The following is a 15,331-nucleotide window of genomic DNA, read 5'->3' as shown; positions in this document are numbered from 1 at the left end:
CCCATTTAAGGGTTTTTTCTGATACTATCATGATTTATAAATATCTGAAAGATTATTGAACTTTTGAAAAACTATTTATTCTTAGCGATGTTAAACGTTAAAATAAGATGCAAACCTATGAAAAAAACGATTCTAAGTCTTGCTGTGGTAGGTGCATTGATTATGGCCACTTCAGCATGCAATTCTACCCGTACGGCTTCTGAAACCAGAGATAGTACGACCATGGATTCAACTACTACCACTACATCGGATACAACTAGCACTACTACTCCAGTTGACACCACCACAACTCCAACCTCAACACCTGACACGACCAAAACCACACCTCCAATGTAGTCTGCTCTTCCATCAACTGATGAAAAAGCTATCCAAATGGGGTGGCTTTTTTTATGGACTGTCAAAAAAATGTACTATCTCGCATTATAAAATACGATACAGGCTGTTAAGGGTTAACTTTGACTATGGTATTCAAAGAATTAATAGCAACAGAATATAAGACAATTCAGGACGAAATTTGTAAGGCATTAGAGCTTGCAGATGGTGGTTCTAAATTTGAAGAAGAATTGTGGGAAAGAGAAGGTGGCGGTGGTGGCCGAACCAGGGTATTTCAAAATGGCAATGTGATGGAAAAAGGAGGTGTAAACTTTTCTTCTGTCTATGGAAAACTTCCCGACAGTGTAAGGAAAGCCTTTAAGGTTGATAGTGAAGATTTTTTTGCCACTGGCGTATCTATTGTCATCCATCCTAAAAATCCATTCGTGCCTATTATTCACATGAATATCCGCTATTTTGAAATGGATGAGCAAACCAGGTGGTTTGGTGGTGGCATAGATTTAACCCCACATTATGTTATTGATACCGATGTAAGGTTTTTTCACCACCTGTTGAAAAAAACATGCAACAAATTTAGCCCGGACTTTTACCCTCAATTTAAAAAGCAAGCCGACGATTATTTCTTTATTAAACACCGTGAAGAAACGCGTGGTGTAGGTGGCATTTTTTATGACCGCCTAAAGCCAGAAAATACAGGCTTAAGCTTTGACGACATCTTTAAATTTTCCCTTGAAGTGGGACGCACTTTTGCCCCCATCTATACCGAACTCATTGACCGTAACCGTGAACAGCCTTTTACTGAAGTAGAACAGGAATGGCAATCTGTTAGACGTAGCAGGTATGCTGAATTTAACCTTGTTTATGATTCAGGTACAAAATTTGGCCTGGAGACCAACGGTAGAATAGAATCTATTTTAATGAGTTTACCTCCCATGGCCAAATGGATCTATAATTTCCAACCCAAAGAAAACTCACCTGAGGCCTATACCAATAGCAAACTTATTAAAGGAATTAATTGGGTTTAACAATTTTTTGAGGTTAAACAGCAATATTTTCTTAAATTCGCAAGGTTATAACAATACCTTATTTAAATCGTTTTATACGAACATTAATTTATGGCAGAAGATTTAGAAAATCAGGAAAACGACAAAATTATTAAGATCAATATAGAAGAGCAGATGAAGTCTGCTTACATCGATTATTCGATGTCTGTAATTGTTTCAAGAGCTTTACCTGATGTACGTGATGGATTAAAACCTGTACACCGTCGTGTTTTATACGGTATGCTTGACCTGGGATTAGCAAACAACAAGCCTTATAAAAAATCAGCACGTATTGTCGGTGAAGTACTCGGTAAATATCACCCTCATGGTGATTCATCCGTTTATTATACGATGGTAAGGATGGCTCAACCCTGGAGCCTGCGTTACATGATGGTTGAAGGACAAGGTAACTTTGGCTCTATTGATGGTGACTCTCCTGCAGCGATGCGTTATACGGAAGCTAGATTTGATAAAATAGCGGAAGATATGCTTGCTGATATCAACAAAGATACAGTAGACTTTCAACTTAACTTTGATGATTCCCTGAAGGAACCAACGGTGTTGCCTTCAAAAGTTCCAAACTTATTGATCAACGGTGCCTCTGGTATCGCAGTAGGTATGGCTACTAATATGCCACCTCATAATATTACCGAAGTAATCAATGGTACGATTGCTTATATCGACAACAACGAAATTACAATACCTGAACTGATGAAATTCATCAAAGCACCTGACTTTCCTACAGGCGCTATCATCTATGGTTATTCAGGTGTGCAGGATGCTTTTGAAACCGGTAGAGGACGTATCGTTATGCGTGCCAAGGTGGAAATTGAAACCCATAAAGAACGTGAGACTATTATTGTTACTGAAATACCTTACCAGGTAAATAAAGCAATGATGATTGAGCGTACCGCTGAATTGGTTGGTGAAAAGAAAATTGACGGTATCTCTAACATTAAAGATGAGTCAAATAAGGATGGGATCAGGATCGTTTATGAAATCAAACGCGATGCTAATGCTTCCATTGTATTAAACAATTTATTTAAACAAACAGCGCTACAAACCTCATTCAGTGTAAATAACATTGCCCTTGTTCAGGGAAGACCTCAAATGTTGAATTTGAAAGACCTGATCATGCACTTTGTTAACCACAGACATGAAGTGGTCATTCGCCGTACTAAATTTGAGCTTTCTGAAGCACAAAAAAGAGCGCATATTTTAGAAGGTTTACTGATCGCTCTTGATCACCTTGATGAGGTGATTAAATTGATCCGTTCTTCTGATACGCCAGAAGATGCGAGAGTAGGTCTAATGGAACAATTTGGCTTAAGCGACTTACAGGCAAGAGCTATTTTGGACATGACTTTACGTCGTTTAACTGGTCTGGAACGCGATAAGATTAAAGATGAATTTGATGAGTTGATGAAAACCATCGATTACCTTCAATCTATCCTTAATGATGAAGGCTTGAGAATGCAGATCATTAAAGATGAGCTGAATGAAATGCTGTTGAAGTATGGTGATGAGCGTAGAACTCAAATTGTTCATTCTGCTGAAGACATGAGCATGGAAGACTTTATTGAGGATGAAGATGTAGTGATCACTATCTCTCATGAAGGTTATATCAAACGTACACCAGCTACAGAATACAGAACACAAGCCAGAGGTGGCAAAGGATCGAAAGGTAGTGAATCTAGAAATGAAGATTTCATTGAGCACTTATTGATTGCTTCTAACCATAACTATATGCTGTTCTTTACAGAAAGCGGTCGTTGTTTCTGGTTAAGGGTATATGAAATTCCTGAAGGTTCGCGTTTAAGTAAAGGAAGAGCTATTCAGAATATCATTAACATTCCTAAAGAAGAGAAAATCAAAGCTTATATCAAAGTTAAAAACCTAAAAGATCAGGATTACCTTGAAAATAACTTTATCATTATGTGTACCAAAAAAGGTACAATTAAGAAAACCTCTCTAGAAGCTTATTCAAGACCAAGGGTAAATGGTATCAACGCCATTAACATCAATGAAGGTGATCAGCTTTTGGAAGCTAGTTTAACCAATGGTAACAGCGAAATTGTAATGGCATTGCGCTCAGGAAGAGCAATCCGTTTCAACGAGTCTACAGTAAGACCAATGGGTAGAACAGCAACAGGAGTGAGGGGTGTAACTTTAGGTCATGATAAGGATGAAGTAGTAGGCATGATTGCGGTAGATAATCCTGAGGCAACCATCTTAGTGGTTTCAGAAAAAGGCTACGGTAAACGTACTGATCTTGAAGATTACCGCGTTACAAACAGAGGTGGTAAAGGTGTGAAAACCATTAGCATCACTGAAAAAACTGGTGACTTAATTGCGATCAAAAATGTGACTGATGCCGATGATTTAATGATCATCAATAAATCTGGTATCGTTATTAGAATTGTAGTGAGCAGTTTAAGGGTAATGGGCAGGGCAACACAAGGTGTACGCTTAATTAACCTAAAAGGAAATGATGCTATTGCTTCGGTAGCTAAAATTGATCATGAAGATGATGAGGAAGCAGAAGAAGCATTATTGCTTGATGCTGACGGACAGGTAATTCCTACAACGGAAGTGGTTGAAGGTACCGACGCTGAGACTGAATTAGACGAAAGTGAAGAAGAAGTTGAGGGTGAGGAAGATTTAGAAGACGACGAAGAGTTGGATGATGCAGCAGAAGATGATGAAGATCAATCTTAATAAATATTAAATTTTAAACATCATGAGCAAACATTCATTTCTAGTATGAATTTTGCTCATGATAGGTTAATCACGTTTTTATAACAAATTTTACACTAATTAAAAAATATATGAAGAAAGTACTTTTCAGCATGCTTTTAGTAGGAGCTGCTACGATTGCAACTGCTCAAAAGAGTGAAGTTGCTGATGCAAAGAAGGAATGGGGTTTGTTTCAATTAATGGCTAATGGTAAACAACCATTAGATAAAACATTGGCAGCGCTTAATTCTGGTTTGAAACATACAGATAATGCTATTGCGAACGAAAAATCGCAAAATATGCCTGAAGCCTGGTCATACCGTGCTCTTTTTGCTTCTTCAATCGCTGCTACTGATACTGTAGATATTGCAAACTCTGTTGCTAAACAAAAAATAGCTGAAGAGGCTGTGGTTAAAGCTAAAGCTTTAGATACAAAAGGTACAGAAAAAGAGAACATTGCCAATGCAGAAGTTAACATTAGCAATGCTGTTAAAATAAGAGCTTTTGCTGCTTATAACAAACAAGATTTTGCTGCTGCCTTGAAATATTTCAATGAAGTAACGGAGAAAAATCCTAATGACACTGCAATGTATTTAAATGCAGGTATCATGGCTAAAAACCTGAAAAACTATCCTGAAGCCATTAAAAACTTCAAGAAAATGATCAGCTTTAACACGCCAAACGCGAAAGATCTATATACTGAGGTGATCAATATGACATTGGCTGACGTAAAAGATACAGTTGCTGCTTTAGCTTTATTAAAAGAGGCATCAGCTAAATTCCCTGATGCTGAAGGTTTTATTCAAACTGAAACTCAGCTTTATATCAATAAAGGTGATATTGCTAAATCTGAAGAAATGCTTGATAAATTAATTGCAAGAGATCCAAACAATGCAATTTATCAGCACTTAAAAGGTGATATTTATTACACACAGGCCGTTGCCGTACAAGAGAAAAAGAACAAAATTGACCCTAAAAAAGTAAAAGAATCTGCTGCCTTGACTGCTCAGATCTCTGGCTTATTAGATAAGGCTTTACCTTATTACACAAAAGCCTCAGAATTAGATCCTAAATCTGTAAATGCTTTAGATGCCATTGGAAGAATTTATGCTTTCAAAGGAGAGACTGCAAAATATGAGGCAATTAAGAAAAAAATTGCTGCTATAAAACAATAGTTTAAAGGTAAATAACATGATAAAAAGAGGGAGAAATTTTTTCCCTCTTTTTTTTTGTATAAATTTGTTTAAAACACCGCCATATGAAGAATAGATCCCTTATCATCATTACGACTTCACTATTTGTATCCTTACATGGCTATGGCCAGAAAAGCCAGCTTAAAATAGCACAAAATGCGGTAGGTAAACTACAGGCTGCTGTGGTAAGTAAAGATAAGAATAAACAAATGAGCGTAATAGGAGAGGGCATCAAAGCTGCAGAAAGTGCCCAGAAGGATAGAAAGACTAAAAACTGGCCTGAAACATGGGCAATTAAAGCTTACCTGAGTTCTTATGTAGCCTTAATTGACGGCAATGAAAGTAACGCCGACCGGTATTATGGTATGGCTACCGAAGCCCTGGATACAGCTGCTAAATTAGACAGGTTTCAAAATAATACTTCCTTAATTGATGCTGCAAATTACAACATCATGCTGATCAAACAGACGAAGGGAAGCAAAGCTTTTCAAAATAATGATTTTAAAAATGCTTTTTTGAACTTGAAAGATGTTAGTGATTTTTTTCCTAAAGACACAACTTTAGCAATAAATACAGCCTTAAGCGCACAAAGCATGGGCGATTTAGACAATACGCTGGCTTATTTTAAACGCGCAAAAGAAAATGGGGCCAAAAACCCTGCTTTATTTCAAACCATGGCCACCATTTATACATCAAAGTTTGAAAATGAACAGGCCATTAACACACTGGAAGAAGGATTGGTGCTCAACCCAGGACATCCAATATTAAATAATGACTATATCAATTTCCTGATTGATAACGAGAAATACGACAAGGCCATGAAAGCCATTGATAAAAGCCTGACTGTAGATTCTAAAAACAAACTATTGTATTTTCTATATGGTTATTTGTACCAGTTGAATGGTAAAAATACAACAGCAGAACTCGCTTATAAAAAAGCTCTAGCCGTTGATCAGAATTATTTCGATGCTTTATATCAATTAGGCTTAGTTTATATTGAATTTGCAAATACTTCCTTAAAAGACAATAATGCTGAAAATAAGGTTAAATCATTTTCATCGTATATCAATAGAGCTGAAATGTCTTTATTGCAAGCAAATGAAATCAATCCTAATGACAAGGCAACTGTACAACTGTTAACTGATATTTATACCAGGAAAAATAAGTTTGATAAAGTACAGGAATTAAAACGCAAGCTAGAAGAGTTTTAATGGCAATAAGAGGGTCTCAATAGGTAATTCCAAACCCTACTTAACATAATATTAATTATAGTCAATATAATTATGTGAGATTCATTCTTTGAAAAGCCTTATCAAGATCTGTGATTACTATAAAAATTATTGTATTTGAGGCATAGTAGTTGCAGTGAGTTTTGCTGAAATAATTAACGTTATAATGCTGTTTCTCTATGTTTTTTAAGCCGATCCGAAACGTTCATGATTTTTTGTTAAGCACCTATTTTGCAGATGGATTAAGAATTACATTTGGTGTTCTTTGTCCGTCATTAATTCTAGCCCAGTTTGGCTTGCTAAAATTAGGCATGACCTTATCTTTAGGTGCAGTCTGTGTAAGCGTCGTTGACTCCCCGGGTCCTATAGTACATCGCAGAAATGCAATGCTGATCACCACGGGCTTAATTTTCATCCTTTCGTTTTTAGTGGGTCTCACTAATAGAAATCTTTATTTTATAGGCTTTTTACTGCCTTTAGGAAGTTTTCTATTTTCCATGTTATCCTTATATGGTGCACGTGCAGCATCTATAGGTACTGCAGCTTTACTGGTTATTGTTTTTAGTGTAGATGATGTCAGGCCATGGCAGGAAGTTTCCTTACACGCAGTATTGGTACTTGCCGGCAGCGCCTGGTATACACTCTTGAGTTATTTTATTTATAGCCTAAGGCCATATAGAATAGTTCAGCAAACTTTAAGTGAATCCATTTCTGAAGTGGCGACATTTCTAAGGGCCAAAGCAAGGTTTTACCACCACAATATAGATTTAGATAAAAATTATGCATCTCTGCTCCAACTGCAGGTTCAGGTGCATGAAAAACAAGAATCCGTGAGAGAACTGCTCTTCAAAACAAGAGAAATTATTAGAGAATCCACGCCTGAAGGTCGTTTTCTACTCGTCGTTTTTGTAGATATGGTCGATTTATTTGAGCAGATCATGTCTACCTATTACAATTACAAACGCTTACATGAGCAATTTGATTCTTCTGGTATTTTAGCACATTACGAAGTTGTAGTCAATAAAATCGCCGATGAATTAGATAATGTAGCCTTTGCTTTAAAAACGGGTGGTACTCCCCTCCTTCCTAATCACCTGATGCAGGAGGTAACAAAATTAAAAGAACATATCGCTCAGTTAGAAGCTGACAATACCGATGGAGCCTATAACACACTCAGTATCATTGCACTGAAGAACATTGAAGTGAACATTGAGAATATCCTGTTAAGGGTAAAAACCATCACCAGCTATTTTAATGAAAAGGAGAAGAAAAATTTAAAAAGCAGGAACATTGAAACCGATAAATTTGTAACCCGGCAAAAGATAGATGTCAAATTAGTACTTGACAATTTAACATTTAAGTCATCCACTTTTCGGCATGCATTAAGAGTTGCTATTGTAATGCTGGTGGGTTTTGTAGTCTCTAAAGTTCTTCCTTTCTCCCATAGTTATTGGATCTTGCTGACTATTCTGGTGATCTCCAAACCAGGCTTTAGCTTAACCAAACAAAGGAATTATGAACGGATTATTGGTACCATTGTTGGCGCTGGTATTGGTCTGGCCTCTTTAGCCTTCGTTAATGACAGAAATATACTGTTCGTTATCCTGCTTGTATGTATGGTGTTATCTTACAGTTTTCAGCGCAAAAACTACGTTGTAAGCGTCGTTTTCATGACTCCCTATGTGTTGGTTCTATTTTATTTTTTAGGCATGGGTACAATCTCTGTAGCCAGCGAAAGAATAATTGACACCATTTTGGGTTCCGGATTGGCATTTCTGGGCAGTTATTTGCTGTTCCCCAATTGGGAACATGAAAAACTGAAGGATGCCATGGTGGCTACCTTAAAAGCTAATGTAAACTATTTTGAACAGGTAACCATTTTATATTTCGAAAAAACACAAAGTCTAACTTCTTATAAAGTGGCCAGAAAAGAAGTGTATGTAACGACGGCCAACATGGCATCGCTCTTTCAAAGGATGTTTTCTGAGCCCAAGAGTAAACAAATGTACATGAAAGAGATGCACCAGTTTACGGCATTGAATCATTTACTCGCCTCCTATGTGGCTACCCTTTCCTTATATAATAAGGAGCATTCCTTTTCGCTAAAAAATGCTGGAGATTTAAAGCCGCTGATCAATAATACCATATACCTGATCAATCTATCTACAGAAAACTTAACAAGTCCTACAGCGGAGATCAGCAATGTTCCCTTAATTAAAATAAAGGTGGATCCTACCAGAGAACAGGATGACCTGGCAGTGGTAAGTGAGCTGATTGAGTTGATTCAAAAGGTTGCCTACGATATCTATAAATTAACCGAAAAGATTAATTATAAAACTTTAAGCTGATAAGATTGTTATAGTAGTTCATTTATAAAATATATGGAAAAACTATATACAGCTTCTGTAACTGCCTCTGGTGGTAGAGATGGGCATATTAAATCAAGCGATGGTCAATTAGATTTTGACGTTAAAGCACCAAAAGAAATGGGCGGTCAGGGTGGTGCTACCAATCCTGAGCAACTTTTTGCCGCTGCCTGGGGACCATGTTATTTAGGTGCACTAGGTTCTGTAGCTAAACGCGAAGGTGTTGATGTGTCTGAAGCAACCATAGAAGTTCATGTTTCTTTTAACCAGGATGGTAATGCTTTTGTGTTATCAGCTGAACTCGATGTACACATTCCGGGTGTATCTCTTGAAGAAGCACAGAGTTTGGCTGATAAAGCGCACCGTGCTTGTCCATATTCTAAAGCAACAAGAGGAAATATTGAAACTAAAGTTACTGCATTATAGCAGTAACTTACTTGCCAGCCCCAATAATAAAAAGAAGCCAAACACGTCTGTAAAGGTGGTAATGATGATAGAGGAAGCAATTGCTGGATCTATACCTATCCTCTTTAACAACAAAGGAATGCCTGCCCCGGTAATGCCGGCAACAACCAGGTTTCCTGTCATGGCTAAAAAGATGACTACCCCTAGCATAGGGTTACTGTCGAATATAAGGGCTACCACTAAAACAATCAGTCCGGTTGCAGCACCATTAATTAAACCCACCGTAAATTCTTTTAGGACAGTTCTATAAGCCTGGTTATCGGTGAGGTCATGCAGTGAGATTCTTCTCACTGTTACGGCAAGTGCTTGTGTGGCCGCATTACCTCCCATTCCAGCAATGATGGTCATATAGGCTGTTAGAACAGCCACTTTAGCAAGTGTAGGTTCAAAATAACGCACTACGGCGGAGGCCATAAATGCAGTACCTAAATTGATAATCAGCCATGGCAAGCGCGATTTTACCGCCTCCAGCCAGTTACCGCTTAACTCCTCATCTTCAGAAACACCGGAGATCTTTAAAATATCTTCTGTATTCTCATCTTCAATAACGTCAATAACGTCGTCGAAAGTTACCCTGCCCAATAAATGCATGTTATGATCTACAACGGGGATACTGGTGAGGTTATATTGGGAAATTAGTTTAGCTACTTCTTCCTGATCTGTATCAGGATAAACCCAGGCCACCTCAGCTTTTACAAGGGCTGTAATCTTTACATTTCCTTTAGCTTTAATGATATCCTTTAAGGAGACAATACCATGGAAAACGTTATCGTCGTCTACCACGAATATGGTATAGAATTCTTCAATCTCTTCACTCTGTTTGATCAGCTCAACAATAGCATCCTGTTTGTTGAGGTTCAAATTGATTTTAAGGAACTCGGTGTTCATTAAACCACCGGCAGTATCTTCTGCATAGCGCATTAAGTTCCTGATGCTGGAAGCATCATTCTCACTTAGATCTTCAAGAATCTCTTTTTGCTCATGAGCTTCCAGCTGGGAAATGATATCGGTAGCATCATCGTAATCCAGCTCTTCAACAATTTCCGTTCTTTTTTCAGGATGCAGCTGAAGTAATAATTCCTCTGGATGCGCCTCTTCGTGCATTTCAGAAATGACCTCAGAGGCCACTTCAACAGACAATAAATTGATGATTCGCTGTCTATCTTCTTTTTGAAGACTATCAAATAAGATGGCAATTTCTGAAGCATGGTATTCCTCCAGGATGAATTTTAAATGTTCATCATCTCCGTTTAAAGCAGACTTAATTTTGGATACATCGGTCCTGTCCAGATCAAAGGGCTGCATCTTATTTAAACCATCCTTTCCGCCAAAAATAAATTAATTGGGCAATTGCAATAATAGCCATAAAAACCATGGTATAGATATAGCCATGATCGGCATATAATTCCGGCATATTTAGTGGCAGCAATTTACCCGATACAGGATCTTCTTTTGCAAAGTTCATTCCATAGATGCCCGCAATAAATGTCAATGGTATAAATATAGAAGATACGATAGTAAGTACCTTCATAATTTCATTCATTCTATTACTGATGATAGACAAATACATATCAAGGTTACTGGCTGCAATTTCTTTAAGCGATTCCATGATATCTATAGACTGAATACAATGATCATAAGCATCTTTAACAAACATTTTTGTTTGGGCTGAAATATATGGACTGTCAGTGCGGAGTATATCGTTCAATTTATCCCTTTCAGGCCATGCGGCCCTGCGGATATGGATTAAGTTACGCTTAAGCTGTTGAATATCGTACATAATAGAACGATCAGGCTTGTCGAGTAACCTGTCTTCAATTTCATCAAGGTCATCTCCCCATTTACCCAAAATTACAAAGTACTGGTCAATGATCACATCCATCAGCGCATACATCAAGTAACTGCTGCCAGCCGTTCTGATATTCCCTTTACCTATGCTCAGCCTTTTTTTAACAGGACTTAAACAGTTTTCATAGCCTTCCTGGAAGGTAAACAACACCTGTTCCATTAAGATAAAAGAGGCCTGATCGTTACCTAAGTTACGCTCAGTATCAAGGTATAACATCCTGCTCACCGCAAAGTTATAGTGATCATATTCTTCAAAGATAGGACGCTGGTAGGTACTGGTAATATCTTCTAAGATAAGCTTATTGATATTGAAATCACTATAAAGAACCTCAAAAAGCGACTTCGATTTAAAGCCTTTTATTTCTACCCAAAAAGTAAAACCAGGCGCAGAAAGCCGCTCCTTACAACCCTTTAAGTTAGGCACCTCTTCAGCGCTGTAACTTTCGCTATTATAGCTATGGATTGTAATAACGGTTTTTAAAGCATTCTCATCAATATATACTGATCCCGGACTAGAGCCGGCTTCAGCTTCAGCGAGGTACTTTCTCTTTTTTTTACCTTTTGAGTTCTTAGCCATAAATTACAAGAATAATTTGGCCTGCGGGCCCTGACTAAATAATAAATCTACAATACTTAAATTTGGTATAAAACCATTTCTATCTTCGAATACCTGGAAGTATGGCTTTGGGGGAAACAAAATCTCTGGATTTTTGAAATTAAGCTTGTCGCGGAAATCTGCCTGTGAGATGGGCTCTTTAATATACTCCGTTGTAAAATTAATTGCTGGTGCTTTTTTTAATTTAGTGAGCACCCATTCAAATAATTCGAAGTTATAGTCGAATAAAAAATCGAACTTCTTTTCATAAAACGGAGCAAGCTCATCTTCATAATATTCAAAATAGGCAGAATTGCGATAAGCGTTCTGAATACTTAACCAGTGCAGTCGCTGCCATTTAAAATCGTAACTAATTTTAACATCTTTAACTACGGTATGTACTTTAGAACCTTTAACAACGGGTATGTACAGGTCAAGCGTGCCATTGGGCGATGAAATCCTTGTGCGGTTTCTATAGGTTTGTTTCGGGAAATGTTCGTGTGCTTCTAAAACAAAAGCAAAATCATTCGCTTGCAGGGCAGCAAAATAACTAACTGGGGGAAGATAAAAAAGAGGAAATATTGCGTGACTTTGCATTTGTTAACTATGTTTGCATTCTTAATTCGCCAAATTAATGATAAAAAAGGGGTTTTCTTATATTGGAATATATTTTTTATACTGCATAGCGTTACTTCCGCTACCTGTTTTATACGGTATATCCTCTACCATCTATTACATCCTCTATTATGTGAGCGGATATAGAAGAAAAGTAGTACGCGAAAATCTAGTTAACTCTTTTCCAGAAAAGACCATGACGGAAATCATTTCCATTGAAAAGGCTTATTATAAATACCTCTGCAATTTAATAGTGGAAATTATTAAAATGCCACATTTATCTAAAAAAGAACTTGAAAAAAGGTACAAGTTTAAAAACCTTGAATTGATTGAGGACAGGTTATTAAATGGTGAAAGTGTGATTGCCTGTTCTGCACATTATGGCAATTGGGAATGGGGAATGCTTGCCTTTGGTTTAAACCTATCTGAAACTAAATACGTTATTTATAAGCCACTTAACAATGAGGTGTTCAACAAATGGTTTTATGAGCTTCGTGCGCGTTTTGGCAATACCCCTATAGCCATGAAGCAGACGCTACGCACCGTAGCAGGATCGAGAAAGTTAACCTCTGTATTTTGTTTTGCCTCCGACCAAACACCGGTTAGAGATCCTGCCAATTATTGGCTTAATTTTTTACATCAGCCTACAATGGTATTCTCTGGAGCAGAAAAAATTGCTGTGCAAACCAATCGCCCGGTTTTCTACCTTAAAGTTGATGTGGTTAAAAGAGGCTATTATGAAGTAACCTGCGTTCCTATTGCTGAGCATCCTAAAGAAACAAGGGAGCATGAAATTACAGCCGCACAATTTAAAATTTTAGAAGATCATATTCATGCAGCACCACAATATTGGTTATGGAGTCACAGAAGGTGGAAACACAAACCAGAAATTAACTAACATGGTTCCAAGTGTAGCTGTCGTTATCTTAAACTGGAATGGAAAGGGCCTTCTCGCTCAGTTTTTACCCAGTGTGGTTAAATCTGTCTATCCCAATTTGCAGATCATTGTTGGCGACAATGCCTCCACTGATGACTCTGTAAGTTATGTGAAAGCCACATTCCCAGGTGTAGAAATTATTGAGAATGATAAAAATTATGGCTTTGCAGAAGGTTATAATAAGGTGTTGGCACAAGTAAAAGCCGACTATTATGTGCTATTGAATTCTGATGTTGAAGTTTCGGAAAACTGGATTCTTCCTCTTGTGGAATTGATGGAAAGCGACGATCAAATTGCTATTGCACAACCGAAGATCAAATGGCAGGCAGATAAAACGAAATTTGAATATGCAGGTGCTGCAGGTGGATTTCTGGATCAATATGGTTTTCCTTTTTGCAGAGGGCGTATTTTTGATGCGGTGGAAACAGATGAAGGCCAGTACAATGATGTAAAAGAGATATTTTGGGCTAGCGGGGCAGCACTGTTTATCAAGAGCAAATATTGGTTAAGCTCAGGAGGTTTAGACGGAGATTTATTTGCGCATATGGAAGAAATAGATCTCTGCTGGAGGATGAAAAATATGGGCTATAAAGTTATGTACTGCCCTGATGCTGAAATTTACCATGTAGGCGGCGGTTCGCTCAATGCCACAAATCCTTATAAAACTTACCTGAATTTCAGAAACAACCTGGTGATCATGCAAAAAAACCTCACAAGCGCAGATGCCTTCAGGATGATTTTCATTCGCTTCTTCCTCGATTTTGCAGCACTGCTGCACTTTTTAGTACGAGGTGAAATTAAATTTGCCCAGGCCGTTTCAAAAGCACACTTACATTTCTTTAGAGACTTTAAACAGACACGCAAAAAAAGAGCAGCACATCAATTAGCCTATAACAAACACACGGGTGTATATCATTCCAGCATTGTCTATCAATATTTCATCAAAAAAGTGAAAAAATTTAGCCATTTATAAAACTCTCGATGGCCAGACGGTAACCGTCCATACCAAAACCGGTTAATACGCCTTTACAGTTTTTGCCAGTTAAAGATACATGGCGGTACTCTTCCCTACTGTAGATATTTGAAATATGAACTTCAATGACTGGAGTTTCAATACCTGCGATGGCATCAGCTAAGGCCACAGACGTATGGGTATAACCGCCGGCGTTGATGACAATGCCTTTGAATGAAAAGCCTACTTCATGCAGTTTATTGATCAGTTCTCCTTCAACGTTACTTTGAAAATAGTCAATTTCCAATGCTGGATATAGTGATTTTAACTCCTCCAGGTAAGCTTCAAAGCTTTGGCTACCATAAATGCCAGGCTCACGGATCCCTAACAGGTTTAAATTTGGTCCATTAATTATTTGTATCTTCATCGTTCCAAACTTAACAGTAAAAACTTATAGTATAAAACTTTTGTGATTATCAATCCTTATTTAAAAGAATTTAAAGCCTTTCTGAAATTGGAGCGTGCGCTTTCAGAGAACTCCATCGAGGCCTATTTAAACGATGTGAATAAGCTTATGCATTTCTTTGATGCTATGCAATTGGATATTGAAGTTAAAAGTATTGATGCCTCACACTTAAGGACTTTTTTAAAATGGCTAAATGAATTAGGCGTATTACAAAATTCACAAGCCCGCATTGTATCCGGACTTAAAAGTTATTTTGGTTTTTTGCTCATAGAAGAAATTATTTTAAATGATCCAACCTTACTTATTGAATCACCAAGCATCAGTAAAAAACTTCCTGATAGCTTGAGCTTACCTGAAATTAATGCCTTAATTGCTGCCATTGATGCTTCTACTGATGAAGGCATGCGCAATAAAGCAATGATTGAGGTACTCTATGGTTGTGGCCTGCGTGTCTCTGAACTTTGCAGCCTACGGCTTTCTGATTTAAACCTGGAAGAAGAGTATATAAAAGTGAAAGGTAAAGGAAATAAAGAAAGAATAATACCGATGGGGA

At 37.6% G+C, this 15,331-nt stretch carries 14 protein-coding genes; 10 read left to right on the top strand and 4 right to left on the bottom strand.

Features of this window, described 5'->3' with window-relative positions:
* The first annotated feature begins 117 nt into the window (after positions 1-117).
* From ACR2F7_RS16000 to ACR2F7_RS15970, 7 genes are all read left to right on the top strand, one after another.
* The gene (locus tag ACR2F7_RS16000) at positions 118-336 is read left to right on the top strand and encodes a coproporphyrinogen III oxidase (RefSeq protein ID WP_432714543.1); all 219 of its coding nucleotides are present in this window, start codon (positions 118-120) and stop codon (positions 334-336) included.
* Between the two features lie 125 nt (positions 337-461).
* Positions 462-1,358 (top strand): oxygen-dependent coproporphyrinogen oxidase, encoded by an 897-nt coding sequence (gene hemF / locus ACR2F7_RS15995; RefSeq protein ID WP_432714542.1) that lies wholly within the window; start codon positions 462-464, stop codon positions 1,356-1,358.
* A gap of 90 nt (positions 1,359-1,448) precedes the next feature.
* The gene (gene gyrA / locus ACR2F7_RS15990; protein WP_432714541.1) at positions 1,449-4,094 is read left to right on the top strand and encodes a DNA gyrase subunit A; all 2,646 of its coding nucleotides are present in this window, start codon (positions 1,449-1,451) and stop codon (positions 4,092-4,094) included.
* A 110-nt stretch (positions 4,095-4,204) separates the two neighbouring features.
* Positions 4,205-5,287 carry a tetratricopeptide repeat protein gene (locus ACR2F7_RS15985; protein ID WP_432714540.1) on the top strand — a complete coding sequence of 361 codons (1,083 nt, stop codon included), beginning with the start codon at positions 4,205-4,207 and terminating at the stop codon, positions 5,285-5,287.
* A gap of 83 nt (positions 5,288-5,370) precedes the next feature.
* Positions 5,371-6,516, top strand: a complete 1,146-nt coding sequence (locus tag ACR2F7_RS15980) for a tetratricopeptide repeat protein (protein ID WP_432714539.1) — start codon at positions 5,371-5,373, stop codon at positions 6,514-6,516.
* A 329-nt stretch (positions 6,517-6,845) separates the two neighbouring features.
* On the top strand, positions 6,846-8,882 hold the full coding sequence (locus ACR2F7_RS15975) for an FUSC family membrane protein (protein WP_432714538.1): 2,037 nt from the start codon (positions 6,846-6,848) through the stop codon (positions 8,880-8,882).
* 33 nt (positions 8,883-8,915) lie between these two features.
* Complete coding sequence (locus ACR2F7_RS15970; protein ID WP_432714537.1) at positions 8,916-9,326, top strand: organic hydroperoxide resistance protein; 411 nt, start codon at positions 8,916-8,918, stop codon at positions 9,324-9,326.
* On the opposite strand, the gene mgtE is transcribed toward ACR2F7_RS15970, so the two are convergent.
* The 3 genes from mgtE to ACR2F7_RS15955 are packed head-to-tail and all read right to left on the bottom strand — an operon-like array spanning position 9,321 to position 12,405.
* A complete protein-coding gene (gene mgtE / locus ACR2F7_RS15965; RefSeq protein ID WP_432714536.1) occupies positions 9,321-10,670 on the bottom strand; it encodes a magnesium transporter in 1,350 nt (449 codons plus the stop codon). The genes ACR2F7_RS15970 and mgtE overlap by 6 nt on opposite strands.
* Position 10,671: 1 nt before the next feature.
* Positions 10,672-11,790: a magnesium/cobalt transporter CorA gene (gene corA, locus ACR2F7_RS15960; protein WP_432714535.1), complete on the bottom strand. Its 1,119-nt coding sequence runs from the start codon at positions 11,788-11,790 to the stop codon at positions 10,672-10,674.
* 3 nt (positions 11,791-11,793) lie between these two features.
* Positions 11,794-12,405, bottom strand: a complete 612-nt coding sequence (locus tag ACR2F7_RS15955; RefSeq protein WP_432714534.1) for a WbqC family protein — start codon at positions 12,403-12,405, stop codon at positions 11,794-11,796.
* 37 nt (positions 12,406-12,442) lie between these two features.
* Here ACR2F7_RS15955 and ACR2F7_RS15950 point away from each other — a divergent pair, with 37 nt between their 5' ends.
* Together ACR2F7_RS15950 and ACR2F7_RS15945 are read left to right on the top strand one after the other, a co-directional pair.
* Positions 12,443-13,321, top strand: a complete 879-nt coding sequence (locus ACR2F7_RS15950) for a lysophospholipid acyltransferase family protein (RefSeq protein WP_432714533.1) — start codon at positions 12,443-12,445, stop codon at positions 13,319-13,321.
* Position 13,322: 1 nt separating this feature from the next.
* Positions 13,323-14,333, top strand: coding sequence for a glycosyltransferase family 2 protein (locus tag ACR2F7_RS15945; protein ID WP_432714544.1), 1,011 nt, complete (start codon positions 13,323-13,325; stop codon positions 14,331-14,333).
* Here ACR2F7_RS15945 and aroQ read toward each other — a convergent pair.
* Positions 14,320-14,739: a type II 3-dehydroquinate dehydratase gene (gene aroQ, locus ACR2F7_RS15940; protein WP_432714532.1), complete on the bottom strand. Its 420-nt coding sequence runs from the start codon at positions 14,737-14,739 to the stop codon at positions 14,320-14,322. The genes ACR2F7_RS15945 and aroQ overlap by 14 nt on opposite strands.
* Before the next feature lie 42 nt (positions 14,740-14,781).
* On the opposite strand from aroQ, the gene ACR2F7_RS15935 reads away from it, so the two are divergent.
* The coding region (locus tag ACR2F7_RS15935; protein WP_432714531.1) for a tyrosine-type recombinase/integrase at positions 14,782-15,331 on the top strand (550 nt) is incomplete at its 3' end.

Origin of the sequence: Pedobacter sp. (genome assembly GCF_045628745.1) — a bacterium.
Classification (GTDB): domain Bacteria; phylum Bacteroidota; class Bacteroidia; order Sphingobacteriales; family Sphingobacteriaceae; genus Pedobacter.
The sequence above is the reverse complement of the archived record's forward strand: the minus strand, read 5'-3'. Positions and strand labels throughout refer to the sequence as shown.